The following is a 16,722-nucleotide window of genomic DNA, read 5'->3' as shown; positions in this document are numbered from 1 at the left end:
AATCCTCCTAAATAATCACTTCTTGACTCGCTGCAAACAAATAGAGCCACCGTTCTTTTATTGAAATTCTCAGGATTGACTCGACTGCTTCTTGGTAGACAGTCAGCTGGACGCTATAGCGTTCGGTCATTTCATTTGTCACATTGCCCATATTCGCAACGCGATCGGTTTTATAATCCAGCAAAACCCAGCCATCTTGTTCTTCAAAAAGACAATCGACGATTCCTTGGATAATTTGATGGTCTCCATCAGCGTCTTTTTTGGCATAGGTGAAAGGTACTTCTCGCTTAATATTTTTCGCTAAGCGTAGACGTCCAGCTGTTTCGCTTTTATAAAAGCGTTCAATTTCTTTAACACTCACTACTTTTCCTTCAGCAGGCGACAAAATTTCCATCCCAACTAAACTGTCGATGAATTCTTTTATTTCACTAACAGTCATCGTACGATCCAATGGGATATGTTGCATGACCGCGTGGACAGCCGTTCCAACATCAGCTGCTGACAACTGTTTGTCCATCATGAAATCTGGCCGGTGCAGCAGTTTTGCCGTTTTAGGTTTTGCTGTTTGAACGAAGGATTCGGGTTCATCCAGACGCTGCAACATCTGCAGTCTTTTCATTTCCGTCACCGATTGTTTAGAGCGTTTGTCGACTGCCCGCTGGTGTGGATACTGATAATTGAAACGCTCATTGACGAGTTGCTGATAATCTTCAGCTGTACTCTTGTCTTCTAGCAATTCATCCAAACCCACTATAGCTGGAAGCAAGGTTTGAGATTCGATAATTTCAACATCAAAATGAGAACAATGGTTAAGCAAATTGCCGTTACTGTTTAATGACTCTTTGGCATCAGGGTGTCTAGCTACAGCTGGACCAATCCAGTCTAAATACCCTTTTGCACGTGAACGCATAAAATCTGGCAGCAACACATCATGTGTGCTGACTTTCCACTTTTCAACTAGCTTATCAATCTCTTTAACAGAAGCGGTCAAAAATAATTGCTCTTTTGCTCGTGTCATCGCTACATATAAAACCCGCATTTCTTCCGCTTTCATCTGTAGCTGTTTCATTTCTCTGACCGCCAGAAACGGCAACGACGTATATTCGATTCTTGTATCCGGATTGACTGCTTTTACTGCTAGTCCATAATCTTGATCAAACAAATACGATTTCCTGAAATCCATTTCATTAAATGAACGACCGGTACCCGCAAAAAAGACGACGGGAAACTCAAGTCCTTTTGACTTATGAACCGTCATAAGCCGAACGACATTTTCTTTTTCACTAAGTGATTTTGCAGTTCCTAGATCATCTCCACGCTCACGCATCCGGTCAATAAAGCGTAGGAACCGGAACAGTCCACGAAACGATGTTTTTTCATATTCTAATGCCCGGTCATGTAAAGCACGTAAATTAGCTGTCCGTTGTTTGCCATTTGTCATCGCACCGGCCATCTCATAATAATTGGTGTCTAAATACACCTGCCATATTAACTCTGCCAGAGAACCACGACGCGCAAGGTTTCGCCACTGATCTAGTTGAAGAACGAAACGTTGCAACTTCTCAGCGGCAGCGGGATCAATTCCAGTACCCGCACGCATAAAGGTTTTTACTGCTTCATAAAATGAAGCTTGAGGTGCCGCTAAGCGGATTTCAGCTAATTCATTTTCCTTTAATCCAACAAATGGTGCACGTAAAACAGAAGCCAGTGGAATGTCTTGGTAAGGATTATCAATGACACGCAATGTGTTGAGCATAATCATCACTTCAAGCGCCTCAAAATAGCCTCCTCTTAATTCTGCATACAGCGGAATTCCAGCCATCTTAAATTCGTCTACAAAGTCTCCTGACCAAGTCATAGAACGCATCAGGACTACAATATCGCGATATTCCAGTTTTCGTTGTTGCCGGGTCCATGGATCGTTAATCATTGTTTGGCCGTCCATCAGTTTCTTGATTTTTTTGGCGATAAAACGGGCTTCCCATTGCGATTTCACCAAGTCTTCGTCTACCAATTCCTCTTCCGTTTCAGGTTCGTGAATCAAAGCCAATTTAATCGGAATTAGCTGTTCCGGATAAGGAGCTTTTGCTTTTAGCGCTGCTGCTTCATCATAGTCAATTTCTCCCACTCGTCGTCCCATAATTTGAGAAAAAATATAATTGGTACCGTCTAGTATCTCTTTACGGCTTCTGAAGTTCGCATTTAAATCAATTCGCAATCCGGTATCTTTTGCATCGTAGCGAAAACGAGCATATTTCCCTAAAAAGAGCATTGGTTCGGCGAGACGGAAACGGTAGATGGATTGTTTAACATCTCCTACCATAAAGAGATTGCCGTCTTGTTCTCCGCCGGATTTCACGAGGTTCAAAATTGTTTCTTGAAGCAAATTCGTATCTTGATATTCATCCACTAACACTTCTTTAAAGCGACTTTGGTATTCTTCCGCAATTACAGAAGGCTTGCCCTTATCCATTAAAATTTCTAATGCATAATGCTCAAGATCAGAAAAATCTACTAACGCTTTATCAATTTTCAACGCCTTGTATTGCTCTGCAAACAGTTGTGTGAGCTCAACTAAGGTTTTCATCATAGGTGCCATTTCGCGCATTTCTTCAAGTAAGCGTTTGGGGGAGCGAGTAAAATAGGCCTCAAACAATCCACTGACAATTTTCTTTACTTCATTGCGTCTAGCTTTTGCTTCTTCTGCAATGTCTGGGTCACACGAATCTTTGCGAATACTTGCTGCCTTTTCCCATTTAAACGTTTTCGAAAAATCGTACAGGCTGTCCCAAGAATCCTCCAAAGAAACAATGGCTGCCTGGATGACCTCCGCGTCTGTTTTAAAAGTTACTTCTAATACGCTTGGACCATCAGGCTGTACCGCCAACTCAAGTCCTTCTCGAGTTAACTGCAATGCTTCTTCCAAAGCATGACGTATTATCAATTTTAAATCGTCAATAAACGGCAGTTCATCAACTGTGGAAGATGCCGGTACATTGTATAACGCGGGTACTTGTACTAGCCAAGCTTCCGGATCAGGATGCACACGTGAGTAATCGTAAAGCTTGCTGAGGAGAACTTCCATCGCTTGGTCGCTGCGATCAGAAGTAAAACTGTCTGCTAAGCGGTACACCGCCTCTGCGCCTTGTCCTTCGTAAGCTGTCTCAAGAACGGCTTCAAGTACATCATCCCGCAACAATGCAGCTTCAGTTTCTCCAGCAATCCGGAAACCTGGATCAATTTCCAGTAAATACGCGTATTGTTTTACGATTTGCAAACAAAAAGAATGCAACGTGGAAATTTGTGCTTTATTAATTAGGCGCAATTGTTTTCTTAAATGAGTCGATTCAGGATTTTCTGCAACTGCTCGTTCCAAAGCATTTGCCATTCGGTAACGCATTTCAGCAGCTGACGCATTGGTAAACGTAACGACTAAAAGTTCGTCTACGGATATAGGATCTTCTTCGGCCAATACTTTTTCAATCATACGATTAATCAAAACAGCTGTTTTTCCTGAACCAGCTGCGGCTGACACGAGCATATCTTGTCCTTTTGCCCAAATTGCTTGCCATTGTTCATCGGTCCATGTGGCATCAATCGGTTTTTTCGGTATCATCTGCAGCGGTCTCCTTTCTAATCAATTCAACTGCCTGTTGGGGTGACAAAGCTGAAAGTTTTCGGTAGTTTTGCTGTGGATCTGCCGGATCAAATTGGCAAACCGAGCGATAAGAACAAAATTGACAAGGTGTATCTTCTTTTACTTTATAAGGAGTAATGCTCGTATTGCCTTCTAGTATGCCATTTCCGGCATTTTGATGCTTGCCACGGACAAACCGCCGAATGGCTTGCATGTCTTCTTTCATGACTGTTTTTGATTGGCTAGCTGATACTGCACCACTTTTGTTGAGTCTGACAGGTATAACGTTGGAATAGCCATCTATGCCGTCATCCATCGCTTGAATTACTTCTGGGTCTTCCACGACCAAGCCATTCATTTTAAAGGATTTTGCTAGTTCTTCTTCTAACTCTTGAGCCGTCATCAACTTTGTGAGCTTTAGCATAGGATTGTGCATATGGAAGTACAGTACGCCAGCAGGTTCGGCTTCTTCTCCAAGCCAGCGATCAGCATGTGTCAATGCTACATCTAAATACGTAAAAGTCTGTAGCGACAGACCGTGATAGACATTACTAAGGTCAAGATCTTGTTTAGATGATTTATAATCGACGACACGTAAATACGGTTTGCCGTGGATTTCAGTCGAATCAATTCGATCAATGCGTCCGCGGACATTCATTTTGCGACCATCTTTTAAAGAGATTTCAAGTGGTGGAATGGTTTCTTTCGGTCCAAACCCTACCTCAAGTGCAACTGGGACAAAGCCAGAAACTTTGGCGTGCTTGCTTAACATGAAGGCTGTCTGACGAATAATCCCTTCTAGTTTATGTTGAATATAACGATAGCGGTGTGAACTAATTAAGATATGATTGACGAAATAAGGCGATAATTGTTCAATTGCCTGTTTCGCTAAGTTTTGACATTGTGTTTTTGTCAGTGATGACCAGGATACGCCAAGTCGCAACACTTCATCTGATATCCATTTAATCGCTGCATGAAAAAGATCACCCATAGCAGGAGCTGCCAATTTATATTGACTTCTTTCTTCAAGGCGCAAACCATATGCCACATAATGCGCAAACGGACAGCCATAATACGTTTCAACTCGTGAAACGCTAGAGGAAATTGGCGTACCATATAAAGGATCTGCAATGTTTTTGCGCAGTGAATCGGCTGTATTGGGCTTAAGTGGTGCTAAAATGCGGTGAATGACAGAAGACCAAAATGGATCTTCTTGATAGTAATGTAAAACGGCATGCCATTCTGCTGACAAATCCCCACCGCGAATTTGCGACGTTAAATAAGCTAAACTCGCTCGCGGATGCGAAATATATGCCAATGGAGAAGCGTTTAGCAGCTCTTCCGGATCGATAACAGCAGGAATCGTTTCAATCGCTAACATATCTTTCAGCTTTTGAATATAAAGAGAAGGCAACAGTGCTTTGCCTTCCTCATCTGCAATCGGAAACGACACCGTCAACAAATCCGATGCAGAGGTAAATGCACGGTAAACCATATAAGTCTCATCCATTAAACGCATTTTCGAAGTTGGCGCTAGTTCAAATCCGATTTGCGCAAACCACTCACGGTCTGTATCCGTCAAAATCCCATCTTGCTCGATTCGCTTTGGCAATACTCCATCATTAGCTCCGACGACGAATACCGATTTGATATCCATCAAACGCGCTAAATCAATTTTGGATACCATGACTTGATCTAATGAAGGCGGAATTCGTGAAAATTCTAGCGTCTCAAAACCCTCGTCTAAGATTTTCACCGCTGTTGGTAAATCGATTTCTTTATCTCCAAACATCAACACAAACTGATCCAGTACACCGATCCACTGGTTCCAGGCCTGTTCGTGTTCAGTAGCCGCTAATAGACGATGTTCCTGTTCTTCACGTTCTCTCAAATCTTGAATTTTGGCGTATACGTTCATTTTTTCTATGAAGAGAAACAGTGATTCCGCTATATCTCTTCCTGTTTTACTAAGTTTTAATTGTTCCTTTAACTGTGCCATCGGTTCTCTGATTACATCACGAACTGCGTGAAGCTCTAGTTGAGCTGCCAATTCTTCATCTGTTTGAATCGACGTATGAAATTCCAGTCCACGGTATTTTTTGTAAAACCAGCGCTTTTCCTCAAACCAACGCTCTCCGTATATCCCATTTGCTATGACAAAGTTCTCCAGCACATCACTGCGTTCTCTCCATTTGGAGACAGGTCCTTGAGGAAAAAACAAATCCGTCTTAACTGCCCGAAAAATTGATTCATAGGAATAATTATTGACAACTGCTTCAAGAATAGAGCGGCTGAATTCGATCAATGGATGATGGAGCATCGATTTTTTTTGACTAATAAAATAAGGAATTTCGTATTGCGGAAAAATAGTATTAATCAGTTCATCATAAATTTCAGGCTGTCTGTAGAGGATGGCAATTTCATTATACCGAAACCCACTTCTTACTTGGTCTCTTATCGCGCGTGCCACCGCATGCATCTCAGCTCTTCTGTTTGAGGCCTCGACTAGCGTAACATGACCTGATCCTTGAATTGTTGGAGTTGGAAACACATCAAAATGTTGTTCAATATGTTGAAGTTCTGAATTAGTAAATCGGCGTGACAAATCCAAATGCACCGAATGGTCAATCTCGATGCCTTCTTTCGCAGCTTGTTCAGTTAATCGTCTGGCCGTATTAGCAGACTGATAAAATAAAGCCTGTTCGTCGTTTGGATCTGTTTGTTCATCCATCGGTAAGGCGATTGTCACCGATTTAGCATGTTTCATTAATTCAAAAAGAATTTCGTATTCTCTCGCTGTAAATGTTACAAATCCATCAATGTAGATCGTCGCTGATTTCACTAAATCCGAATATGGAATTTTTTCACTCAGTAAAGCCAAGTGACCTTCAGAATCAACAAAAACTTTTCCTAAACGATTTTCAATCTCGGTAAGGATTAGTTCGAGGTCTTGTGCTTTATCGAGCAGCGTTCTCGGCGCCCCAGCTTCAGTTAATGAAGAACGGATTGATCCCAATTCTAGACAATCCACACAGTAGCGAGCGAACTCTTTCACTAGTTGTTCAATTTGGTCGGTAAAACCTCTTTTGCCTGCTGCCCGACGAAATAATTGAAAATCATCTCGGTGATCTTCCAATAAGCTGCGGATGAGCATGCGGTATCCGAACGTATCCACTTCTTTCCTGCTTATGCCTCCAACTTCTTGTAGCACACGCCAAGCCAGTCGTTTAAAAGTAACGGCCTGTGCTCGAATCATCCCGTTCATGCCGTAATCTGCCGCAAGCTGATATTCGGTGGAAAACGACATCTGATCCGGAACGATGAGGAAAATCGGTTCTCCGTCTGCTTGTCGTTTCAATTCATCTACTATTTCTTCTTGAACAAAACGAGTTTTCCCCGCTCCCGCTCTGCCGTATACAATGCGCAAAGACATATAATCACTCCCCAAAAGAACATTTGTTCTCATTATACGTTTATTAAAATTTGATTGCCACTTTTGGAATGGCTTACTGTTGTTGTTTTTTGCGTTCTTCTTTTGCTAAGCGAAAATCCGCTTCCACTTTTTTATGTAATCGCTTTTCAAGAATTTTACCGATTACATACAATAAAATAATGACTGCGATCACAATTGCCGTTCTAATTGGTTGTGTAAAAAGCGCACGCAGATCGTAACCCACATAAGAAATTGTAAAGACCATAACAAGTTTTCCCGCCATCACCGTCAATAAATAATAATGCTTGCGGATATTGGATAAGCCAGCCACAAGATTAACAAGCGCAGATGGCGTAAAAGGTAAGCAAAGCAATAGAAATAACGGACCAAAACCATTGCGTTCTACCCAGTGAATCAATTTTTGTACTTTGTCATGACGCGTCATGAAATTCATGAAGCGGGCTCGCCCGTATTTGCGAACCAGTAAAAACACAGCATAAGCGCCAATTACTGAGCCACCCCAAGATAGCAAGAACCCAAACCATAATCCATAAGCCGTGGCATTAGCAAAAACAAAAACAAATAATGGTAAAAACGGCAAGAAGGCTTCGATAAACGGCAACAAGAAGCCGATTAATGGACCAAATGCTCGGTAGGACTGGGTCAATTCAACAATATTCTCCATAGAAAAAAACTCTGTCATAAGCTCAGTCCTTTAATCTGTTTAATTTTTCAAAATACTAGCCCAAACTAAAAAGCTTTTGTGCTATGCTATTATAATTACTTTACACTCTTTCAAAGAGTTTGGAAAAGGAAATACTTATACATAGGGAGCGAAAAAAATGAACGGACGTGAGTTTTCTGCTGGATTAAAGGCTGGAACTAGCATTGCGATTGGTTATTTTCCAATTGCATTGACCTTTGGTTTATTAGCAAAGACTACTGGGCTTTCTTTACTACAAGCCACGGCGATGAGTATTTTTGTTTTTGCTGGTGCGGCACAGTATATTTCACTTTCTCTCATTACAGCTGGAGTCGCTCCAGTCTTGATTGTGTTAAATACCTTTATCGTTAACATCCGTCATTTCCTTATGACGGCGGCACTCAACGAAAAGATGCAGCCTGACGATCGCTGGAAAAAAGCGCTTTACGCATTTGGAATTACCGACGAAACTTTTTCTGTATTAGCTACACAAAAGGGCACTAAATTATCTACTGCGTTTGCTGTTGGTGTTATCGTCATCGCTTATGGAAGTTGGGTCATATTTACAGCAATCGGTCATTTAATCGGTGCCAACTTGCCGCAATTCCTACAAGCTTCTATGACCATAGCACTTTATGCAATGTTCGTTGGATTGTTAGTACCTTCAATGCGCGGCAATCGAAAAGTCGTCAGTCTAGCTATTTTGGCAGGTCTGACCAATTCCCTGTTTTACTTTACGGAATGGCTTTCAACGGGGTGGGCCATTATGGTTTCAACTTTAGTATCCGCTATCTTCATTGAATGGATTTCTCGGAAAGGTGTGAAGGCAACATGAATTCTTGGTATTGGTGGATGATCCTTGGCATGGCTGTCGTGACGTATATTCCTCGTGCCATTCCGCTAACTTTTCTAGAAGGCCGCGAGTTGCCTGCAGCCGTACAAAATGTGCTGCGCAATATTCCATATGCTGTTTTAGGTGCACTGATTTTTCCGGCAATATTTTTCATTCAAGAAAACGTTTGGTTTGGCATTATTGGTGCTATTGCAGCATTTGGCTTTGCCATTGCAGGTGCTAACGTTATGCTTGTCGTTCTTGGTTCTATTGCTGTGCTAGCAGTTTACAGTCTGTTTATCTGAAATAATGCACCGTAAATCGTACTGATGCGTAAACAATCTTTTCAAACAAAAAAAGCCGTTACTCATTTTCATGAGCTTCGGCTTTTTTTCTACGTTTAAACATATTTGTGGCATACCAGAATCCGGCAGTAAGAGAAGCCGCATTGGCGATAAACAATAACCACGTATGAGTGTATCCTGCATAAACAGCTGCTGCCATAAGCGCCACTGTTAAAATTAATGCCACAATGTGATTAAATGTCACTCTCGTAAACAGGATGACGAGTAATCCCGGCACGAGCAGAGACAGAAAGAATTTCGTTACCATTGATTCCATTTAGTTATCTCCTTAATTGACCACTAATAATCCCAGTCGGTGGTGATCGTGACGGAAAATAACATGCTGGCGTAAACGCACTTCCAAGTTATGATCCAGTACTTCCAGACGGCAATGAGCAGCATTAACTTGAATCGCTTCATACAGCTCCGACTCGTTTGCAATGGCAATACCATTTACTTTACGAATAACTTCTCCGCGCAATAGGCCCATTTTGTCAGCTGGAGACCCCGGCAACACATCAACAATCATGACTCCTTGAGATTGCGGTGTCACGGCAAAATTGCCGCCGCGCTCTCTTAACACAAAGTGGATGGAGATCGCGATACGTCCAATCACTCCTACAACTAATGCGACTACGGCTAGAGGCTGCCACAATAATGCGACCAAACCAATCACCACAATGCTAATTCCTAAAGTAGAAACCGCTTTGCCGACCAGTGGGTATAGGTAAACTGGCAATGTCCGTTGTGAGCGGCCAAAAAATCCAAAAACAAACGGGAATAGAATTAACGAAAAACTTGTTTCACCAATTGGCAATTGTGGCCAATATGGCGCATACGTATCAATTACCGTACCCGGCACGACTAATAGAATTGGCAATAGCCACAACCTTTTTGAAACATAAGCGGCCGCTTTAAGTCCGCGACCAGATTTATGCAACCTCGGCGATGCTGCTTCAGCAGCAGCTTTATCAATCATTTTCCCTTCAGCAAATACCAGTGCCCCCGTAATGAGTGCGACAGGAATTAACCACTGGTAGTCAAAAGCAATTCCTTCGAATGTAAATAAGCCAAAATTCAACGTCCAGCTATTGGCCTGAAACAACCAGCTGAGTGCTACAGCAGCTGTAGCTAGATAAACAAATGAGCCTGCTTGATAAAAGCTTGTTGCCATTAACAAAATAGAAATGATCGCTAAAGCAATTAGCCAATCCAGTGGCACGACGAGCCCAATTCCTGCAAATAGGACTGAAAATATGACTGCATATAACCAACCGTCTTTCAATAATCGTTTAAATTCAGTTAATCCGTAGACAATTCGAATTCGAAAAATCCTTCTTTCTTTCTTTACACGATAATATCCCAACAACACTGCAGCGAGCAATGCTATGTATAAAACCGGATTTATAAAAAATCCACCAATCGCTAACATTAAATCCATTATCACTATACTTACACCATCCCTATCACCGACAATAAACGCTATCTCTCATTGTACCAAAAATTGCCGGCTTTCTACACTTCTTTTTCAGTTAACCAAATGCGGCATCTAATTGTTCCATAATATCTTTAATGCCTTCAATTCCAGCAGACAATCGAATTACTTGGCGTGTCACGCCGACTTTCTCTTTTTCTTCAGCTGACAGTGCTCTATGCGACGTTCCATAAGGATACGATACAGTCGTTTCCACGCCAGCTAACGTAGGTACTATTTTGATCCAGCCAAGTGATGAAAAAAACTTCGACACATCAATTGTTTCCGGCAATTCAAAAGAAACGATTGCTCCAACTCCTGGATACCAGACGCGTGCTTTATCTGTTAAAAAATTAGCAATTGCCCCAGCATTTGCTGTTTGTGTTTTCATTCGGAGCGCCAAGGTTTTAATCCCGCGAATCGTCAGCCATGCTTCAAATGGACTTAAATTCAATCCTAAATTGACCACACGCTTTTCAGCAATGCCAATCAAGTCTGCATCTCCAACTAAAACGCCAGATGTAACGTCGCTATGACCCCCTAGATACTTTGTCGCACTATGTGCTACTAGATCTGCCCCAAGTAAATACGGAGTCATTGTGTAAGGTGTAGCAAACGTATTATCTATCATAATACGTACTCCATAATGATCTTTTAATTGGCATAAATTCTCCATGTTTTCTAAGCGCAAAAATGGATTAGTAATCGATTCACTAAATATCAATTTGACTTCAGGGAAATCAATTAAAATCCCTTCGATTTCACTACGATCCGAAAAGTCCGCAAAATGAACTTGGATTCCCATCAGCACTAACTCTTCCTTTAACAAATGAAACGTTCCGCCGTAAACATCCTGAGCAGCTAAAACATGATCGCCCGATTTTACTACAGATAGGATTCCAGCTAGAATCGCTGAAGTTCCAGAAGATGCCGAAACTCCTTTAGGTGCTTGTTCTAAATCAGCTACAGTCTGACCAAGTGCATCAGTGTTCGGATTGGCTGTTCTTGAATACAAATACGTACCATTGCCCTCGTAATAACCTTCAAGCTCTTCCAAAGATGAAAAAGAAAACGCTGAAGTTTGATAAAGTGGCATAACTTTCGATTGAATCGTACGTTCCTTCATTGTAGCGGTATGCACTGATTTTGTTTCGATTGATGTCATTTTTCCATCTCCTATTCCATTGCTTCTACTAATTTCTCCATCATTGGCAAATCCATTGGACCTACAACTTTGTTCTGAATACGTCCTTTAGTATCAATCATATACGATGTCGGGATAGACACCGCTTGATAAGTGGCACCAACATCGCCTTTTTCGTCCATCGGAATAGCGAACTCTAGCCCAAATTCTTCGACAAACTCTTCGATTTCCTCCAAGCCTTTGTCTTCTGTCGTTAAATTGACAGACAAAATGACTACATTTTCCTCTTCAGCATGCTCTTCGAAATAACTTTGCATATGCGGCATTTCAGCTCTGCACGGAGGACACCAAGTAGCCCAAAAGTTCAATAACACTTTCTGTCCTTGATAATCCGATAACGTCACCTCTTGACCATCTAATGTAGTCAATTGAAAATCTGGAGCTTTTTCTCCTTTAGCTAAACCCTCATCTGTTGGCAAAAAATCCACATTACTGCCGATTGCCATGTTATCAAGCGCTTCGGACTCCGCCATGTTGTTCTTAACAGCCCCGATTATAACGAGTACTACCATAGTGGCCAGTACCAATAAGCCGATTATTTTTTTAGGCATCTGTTATTCACTCCATTCAACTTTCATCATACGATAAATGAGACCGATTATTCCACTAAGTTTCTTTAAAAATGTGACAGAATAACTGGAATCTAAAAAACAGCCGACATCCATATGCCGGCTGTTCCACATGCTAAACCACTCTTACACGCGCAAAAATTTTCTGATTGACATAAAGCTTCCCCATACCCCAATAAATACGCCCATCAATAAAATCAAGGCACTTACTTGGTAGATGAAAGGAGAGAAGTCCAATAACTGGAATAATTCTCCACTCAAACGAGGTTGTGCAAATTCGGTAATTTTTTTATAAAGTAGCGCTACGAGACCAATCGGAATAAGAGAACCTAATATCCCAAGCCACATGCCTTCCAAAATAAAAGGAATGCGAACGAACCAGTTTGTAGCACCCACTAATTTCATGATTTCAATTTCACGACGTCTCGCGACAATCGTAATACGAATTGTATTAGAAATTAGGAACATTGCGGTAAATAACAAAGCCAAGATTAAAATCAAGCCCACGTTTCTTCCGGCATTTAGGAAATCAAAAAGTTTCTCTATTTTGCCTTCTCCGTATTTCACATCTTCAATGTTCTCAAGCTTTGCAATACTTTTCGCAACGGTTTCGGTTTGTTGCGGATCGGTCGCTTTTACATAAAACACATCAAAAAGTGGATTACTTTGTTCAAATAAACTCAACTCATCTCCAAAATCAAGAACCAAGTCTGTTAACTCTTCTTCTTTCGTTGAAAAATTGGTTGAGTCTACTCCTGGAATTTCACTAATTTGAGACTCTAATTTTTCGATTGTTTTGTCTTCAGCTTCTAAAGAAACGAAAACTTTGATTTCGACATCTTTTTCAAGATCATCAGCCACTTTGTTTAAGTTCATCATGATGAGAACAAATACGCCTACCAATAATAGTGTGACTGTAACGGCACTTACTGAAGCAAACGTCATCCAGCTATTTCGACCAATGCTTTTAAAACTTTCTTTGAAATGACGCACCATTGTTCTAGCCTTCATAGCCGTAGTCACCTCCAGCTACATCACGAACAATTAATCCGCCTTCAATTGCAATAACGCGATGTCTTAATGTATTCACGATATGTTGATTATGCGTTGCCATAATAACGGTTGTGCCCGCTTTGTTGATTCGTTCAAATAAATCCATGATATCCCAGGCTGTTTCAGGATCCAAGTTTCCTGTTGGTTCGTCAGCTATCATCACTTTCGGCATGTTCACAATTGAACGCGCAATTGATACACGCTGCTGTTCGCCACCGGATAATTCAGTCGGGAACATTTTGGCTTTATGTTTTAACCCAACTAAATCCAATACTTCCATGACACGTCTTTTAATATCTGCCGGTTTTTCTTCAATTACTTCCAATGCAAATGCTACATTTTCATAGACATTTAATTTTGTGAGCAACTTGAAGTCTTGAAACACAACGCCAATTTGACGACGCAACATGGGAACTTTCCGATTCTTCAATGTGGCGATATCAATGTCATCCACAAACATCTGACCAGAAGATGGCCGTTCTTCGCGATACATCATTTTGATGAATGTCGATTTCCCTGCACCACTTGGTCCTACTATATATACAAATTCACCTTGTTCAATTTCAACATTGAGACCGTTCAAGGCAACAATTCCGTTCGGGTATTTCTTGTAAACATTCTTCATTTGAATCATTTTTATTACCACCTACTAGTAATTGGCTTGCGCCAAAATTTTTTCCTTAGAATTTCACAGCAAACTCATTATAACACCTTAAACCTACTTTTTTATTACATTTTTGTATCATTTAAAATTCAATCTGAATAAATAGAATGATATAAAAATTGAATAAAAAATGTATTTTGGATTAAAAATATTACATATTCATCCACTAAAAGAAGAGAAAAGTGTTAAAAACAACTAAAATTGAACAAAAAAATAAACCTGCTAGTCAGCAGGTTTATTTCATTTCAGCCAAATACTTCGCAACTGCATCAGCTTCTTCGCCTTCAATAAGCCCAGCTGGCATTGCACCTTGTCCATTTTCGATGACAGAATGAATCTCTTCTTCTGATAAACGAGATCCAACATCATTCAAAGCTGGAAAATTACCCGCGCCTTCTAAGTTCTCACCATGACAAGAAATACAGTTTTGTTGAACCACTTGCTCCGCATCGACGGCTGCAGTTTCTTCTCCGCCGCTGTCAGCTGGTGCATCAGGTTCTGATGTATCTTCTCCACCACAAGCTCCAAGAACAAGCGCTGCGCCAAATAGCATGACCATTAATTGCTTTTTCATTTAGTGACCTCCTCATATAGTTTATCTAGTTCTTCTTACAGTATACCAAAGTTATGGTCGTTTGAAACCTTCTCCCAAAACTTCAGAAGCATCGGACACGATAACAAAGGCGGATGGATCGATATATTTAACTAATTGTTTTAGTCTAGTAAATTCTGTTTGAGGAATAACTACCATTAATAAGGGTTTTTCAGTTCCCGAATATCCTCCTGTGGCAGCGAGTTCCGTTACACCTCGATCAACTTCATCGTAGATCGCGTCCCGAATTTCTTTCTGTTTCGTCGTAATGATATAAACCAATTTTGATTGACCGAAGCCAACTTGAACAAGATCAATTGTTTTCGTTGTTACATACAAACCAATCAATGCGTAAAGCCCTTTTTCAATATCAAATACTAATGCCGCGGCCAGCACGATAAAGCCGTCAATCATTGCAACACTTGTCCCTAAACTGACCCCTGTGAACTTTGTAATAATCTGTGCAGCTAAATCAGTTCCTCCTGTAGAAGCTTTGCCTCTGAAGACAATGCCGAGCCCAAGACCCACCATTATCCCCCCAAACAAAGCACCGAGCAAGGGGTCGAGTGTCCACGGTTCCCACGACTCTGTCAAGAAGACAACGAGTGGTAAAAACACAGTACCCACAGCCGTTTTAATCCCGAAATTTTTTCCTAACAAAATCAATCCTGCAATAAACAATGGGATGTTAAAAGCCCATTGAACAAATGCCGGTCTCCAGTCAAGTACACTTTTTAATATTGTACTAATGCCGCTTACGCCTCCAGAGGCTACTTCATTTGGCAACAACAATACGTTAAAGGCAATGGCCACAATCGCTGATCCTATAATTACGCTCGTATAGTCTATGAAAAACGTCAGCATTGGATGTGGATCTTTGCGGATACGACGATTTTTTTTAGTCATTTAGTTTTTTCCTCTTTTCTACACGTCGATTAAACCCTGTCAGAGTATACCAAAAGCTTCGCACTTTGTGAACTTCATTTGAGTAAAGCAGGATCACCAAAAAAAGCCTGAAAGCTGGTGGGCTTTCAGGCTTTTTGCAAAGCTAAAAAAAGAATAGCTTTCAGTTGCTTTGCTGTTCTTATTCCATTTTAGAACGCAATAAGGAATTGATAAATCCATCAATATCGCCGTCCATAACTGCTCCTAAATTGCCTGTTTCGTAGTTGGTACGATGATCTTTAACCATCGAATACGGGTGAAATACGTAAGAACGGATTTGACTTCCCCAACCGATTTCTTTTTGTTCCCCGCGAATCTCAAGAAGACGGGCTTCTTCTTCTTCAATCTTCAAAGCATATAATTTTGCTTTTAACATTTGCATTGCTTTTTCACGGTTTTTAATTTGCGAACGTTCCTGCTGGCACGTCACGACAGCTCCCGTAGGAAGGTGCGTGATTCGAACAGCAGAGTCTGTTGTATTAATGTGCTGTCCACCTGCCCCACTTGCCCGGTACGTATCAATTTTCAGATCCTCAGTGCGGATATCAATTTCGATTTCACCGGTAAATTCTGGCATGACTTCACAAGACACAAACGAGGTATGACGACGACCAGACGAATCAAAAGGCGAAATACGAACTAAACGGTGAACACCTTTTTCAGCTTTTAAGTACCCATACGCATTGTGTCCTCGGATACCAAGAGTAACGGATTTGACCCCTGCTTCGTCGCCTGCCAGGTAATCCAACGTTTCAACTTTGAAGCCACGTTTTTCTGCCCATCGCGTATACATGCGTAGTAGCATCGAACACCAGTCCTGAGACTCCGTGCCGCCTGCGCCCGGATGCAATTCCAAAATGGCATTATTTTTATCGTATGGCTCGCTAAGCAACATCGTCAATTCATAATCAGCTAACTTAGAAATGAATTCTTTCATTTCTTTGTCGACATCTTCGTGCAAATCTTCATCGTCTTCTTCTCTTAATAACTCTAAAGACATTTCCATATTTTCTTGCGTTTCCATGAAACCGTAATACGTATGAACGATTTCCTTTAATCCATTCAATTCTGAAATAACGGTTTGTGCCGATTCCTGGTTGTTCCAAAAATCAGGATCAAGCATCATTTCATCTAATTCCTGTATGCGGGATTCTTTGTTCTCTAAGTCAAAGTGACCCCCTAAAGTCGGCCAATTTACTGGCTGATTTGTCGAGCTCGTTGCGGATGTCTGCTAATTCCATCATCTGTTCCTCCTCAAAATAACACCGAAGA

At 41.2% G+C, this 16,722-nt stretch carries 14 protein-coding genes; 2 read left to right on the top strand and 12 right to left on the bottom strand.

Annotated elements, in window-relative coordinates:
• Positions 1–7: 7 nt before the first annotated feature.
• The 3 genes from addA to QMF37_RS02680 form a co-directional block, all read right to left on the bottom strand.
• Entirely contained in the window at positions 8–3,616 is a 3,609-nt protein-coding gene (gene addA, locus QMF37_RS02690; RefSeq protein WP_283476420.1) for a helicase-exonuclease AddAB subunit AddA, read from the bottom strand.
• The gene (gene addB, locus QMF37_RS02685; protein ID WP_283476418.1) at positions 3,594–7,070 is read right to left on the bottom strand and encodes a helicase-exonuclease AddAB subunit AddB; all 3,477 of its coding nucleotides are present in this window, start codon (positions 7,068–7,070) and stop codon (positions 3,594–3,596) included. Before addB ends, addA begins: the two co-directional genes overlap by 23 nt.
• Positions 7,071–7,143: 73 nt before the next feature.
• Complete coding sequence (locus QMF37_RS02680) at positions 7,144–7,773, bottom strand: TVP38/TMEM64 family protein (protein WP_058384718.1); 630 nt, start codon at positions 7,771–7,773, stop codon at positions 7,144–7,146.
• Between the two features lie 139 nt (positions 7,774–7,912).
• Here QMF37_RS02680 and QMF37_RS02675 point away from each other — a divergent pair, with 139 nt between their 5' ends.
• Positions 7,913–8,608 (top strand): AzlC family ABC transporter permease, encoded by a 696-nt coding sequence (locus tag QMF37_RS02675; protein WP_078080606.1) that lies wholly within the window; start codon positions 7,913–7,915, stop codon positions 8,606–8,608.
• Entirely contained in the window at positions 8,605–8,910 is a 306-nt protein-coding gene (locus QMF37_RS02670) for an AzlD domain-containing protein (RefSeq protein WP_058384716.1), read from the top strand. Before QMF37_RS02675 ends, QMF37_RS02670 begins: the two co-directional genes overlap by 4 nt.
• A 58-nt stretch (positions 8,911–8,968) precedes the next feature.
• Here QMF37_RS02670 and QMF37_RS02665 read toward each other — a convergent pair whose 3' ends face one another.
• From QMF37_RS02665 to prfB, 9 genes are all read right to left on the bottom strand, one after another.
• Positions 8,969–9,226, bottom strand: a complete 258-nt coding sequence (locus QMF37_RS02665; RefSeq protein ID WP_058384715.1) for a CsbA family protein — start codon at positions 9,224–9,226, stop codon at positions 8,969–8,971.
• Between the two features lie 12 nt (positions 9,227–9,238).
• Positions 9,239–10,390, bottom strand: coding sequence for a PDZ domain-containing protein (locus tag QMF37_RS02660; protein ID WP_071154709.1), 1,152 nt, complete (start codon positions 10,388–10,390; stop codon positions 9,239–9,241).
• Between the two features lie 91 nt (positions 10,391–10,481).
• Positions 10,482–11,588, bottom strand: coding sequence for a trans-sulfuration enzyme family protein (locus QMF37_RS02655; protein WP_283476413.1), 1,107 nt, complete (start codon positions 11,586–11,588; stop codon positions 10,482–10,484).
• Between the two features lie 11 nt (positions 11,589–11,599).
• Entirely contained in the window at positions 11,600–12,178 is a 579-nt protein-coding gene (locus QMF37_RS02650; RefSeq protein ID WP_058384712.1) for a TlpA family protein disulfide reductase, read from the bottom strand.
• A gap of 144 nt (positions 12,179–12,322) precedes the next feature.
• The gene (gene ftsX / locus QMF37_RS02645; protein WP_058384711.1) at positions 12,323–13,207 is read right to left on the bottom strand and encodes a permease-like cell division protein FtsX; all 885 of its coding nucleotides are present in this window, start codon (positions 13,205–13,207) and stop codon (positions 12,323–12,325) included.
• A complete protein-coding gene (ftsE, locus tag QMF37_RS02640) occupies positions 13,197–13,883 on the bottom strand; it encodes a cell division ATP-binding protein FtsE (protein WP_058384710.1) in 687 nt (228 codons plus the stop codon). The genes ftsX and ftsE overlap by 11 nt, the downstream gene beginning before the upstream one ends.
• A 265-nt stretch (positions 13,884–14,148) precedes the next feature.
• Positions 14,149–14,487, bottom strand: coding sequence for a cytochrome c551 (gene cccB / locus QMF37_RS02635; protein WP_283476408.1), 339 nt, complete (start codon positions 14,485–14,487; stop codon positions 14,149–14,151).
• Between the two features lie 51 nt (positions 14,488–14,538).
• Complete coding sequence (locus QMF37_RS02630; RefSeq protein ID WP_410477393.1) at positions 14,539–15,369, bottom strand: YitT family protein; 831 nt, start codon at positions 15,367–15,369, stop codon at positions 14,539–14,541.
• Positions 15,370–15,589: 220 nt separating this feature from the next.
• Positions 15,590–16,691 (bottom strand): peptide chain release factor 2 gene (gene prfB / locus QMF37_RS02625; RefSeq protein WP_143039566.1). Its coding sequence is split into 2 segments (ribosomal slippage): positions 15,590–16,618 and positions 16,620–16,691, totalling 1,101 coding nucleotides; the frame shifts between segments, so codons are not numbered across the junction.
• Between the last annotated feature and the right edge of the window lie 31 nt (positions 16,692–16,722).

This window comes from Planococcus sp. S3-L1 (genome assembly GCF_030063085.1).
In the GTDB taxonomy this organism is placed as follows: domain Bacteria; phylum Bacillota; class Bacilli; order Bacillales_A; family Planococcaceae; genus Planococcus; species Planococcus kocurii.
Note: the sequence above shows the minus strand (reverse complement) of the source record. Positions and strands in the feature narration are given on the sequence as shown.

Bases quoted from the DNA above. Each gene is read 5' to 3' on its own strand.
- addA (WP_283476420.1), bottom strand. From the start codon at position 3,616: ATGATACCGAAAAAACCGATTGATGCCACATGGACCGATGAACAATGG.
- addB (WP_283476418.1), bottom strand. From the start codon at position 7,070: ATGTCTTTGCGCATTGTATACGGCAGAGCGGGAGCGGGGAAAACTCGT.
- QMF37_RS02680 (WP_058384718.1), bottom strand. From the start codon at position 7,773: ATGACAGAGTTTTTTTCTATGGAGAATATTGTTGAATTGACCCAGTCC.
- QMF37_RS02675 (WP_078080606.1), top strand. From the start codon at position 7,913: ATGAACGGACGTGAGTTTTCTGCTGGATTAAAGGCTGGAACTAGCATT.
- QMF37_RS02670 (WP_058384716.1), top strand. From the start codon at position 8,605: ATGAATTCTTGGTATTGGTGGATGATCCTTGGCATGGCTGTCGTGACG.
- QMF37_RS02665 (WP_058384715.1), bottom strand. From the start codon at position 9,226: ATGGAATCAATGGTAACGAAATTCTTTCTGTCTCTGCTCGTGCCGGGA.
- QMF37_RS02660 (WP_071154709.1), bottom strand. From the start codon at position 10,390: ATGGATTTAATGTTAGCGATTGGTGGATTTTTTATAAATCCGGTTTTA.
- QMF37_RS02655 (WP_283476413.1), bottom strand. From the start codon at position 11,588: ATGACATCAATCGAAACAAAATCAGTGCATACCGCTACAATGAAGGAA.
- QMF37_RS02650 (WP_058384712.1), bottom strand. From the start codon at position 12,178: ATGCCTAAAAAAATAATCGGCTTATTGGTACTGGCCACTATGGTAGTA.
- ftsX (WP_058384711.1), bottom strand. From the start codon at position 13,207: ATGAAGGCTAGAACAATGGTGCGTCATTTCAAAGAAAGTTTTAAAAGC.
- ftsE (WP_058384710.1), bottom strand. From the start codon at position 13,883: ATGATTCAAATGAAGAATGTTTACAAGAAATACCCGAACGGAATTGTT.
- cccB (WP_283476408.1), bottom strand. From the start codon at position 14,487: ATGAAAAAGCAATTAATGGTCATGCTATTTGGCGCAGCGCTTGTTCTT.
- QMF37_RS02630 (WP_410477393.1), bottom strand. From the start codon at position 15,369: ATGCTGACGTTTTTCATAGACTATACGAGCGTAATTATAGGATCAGCG.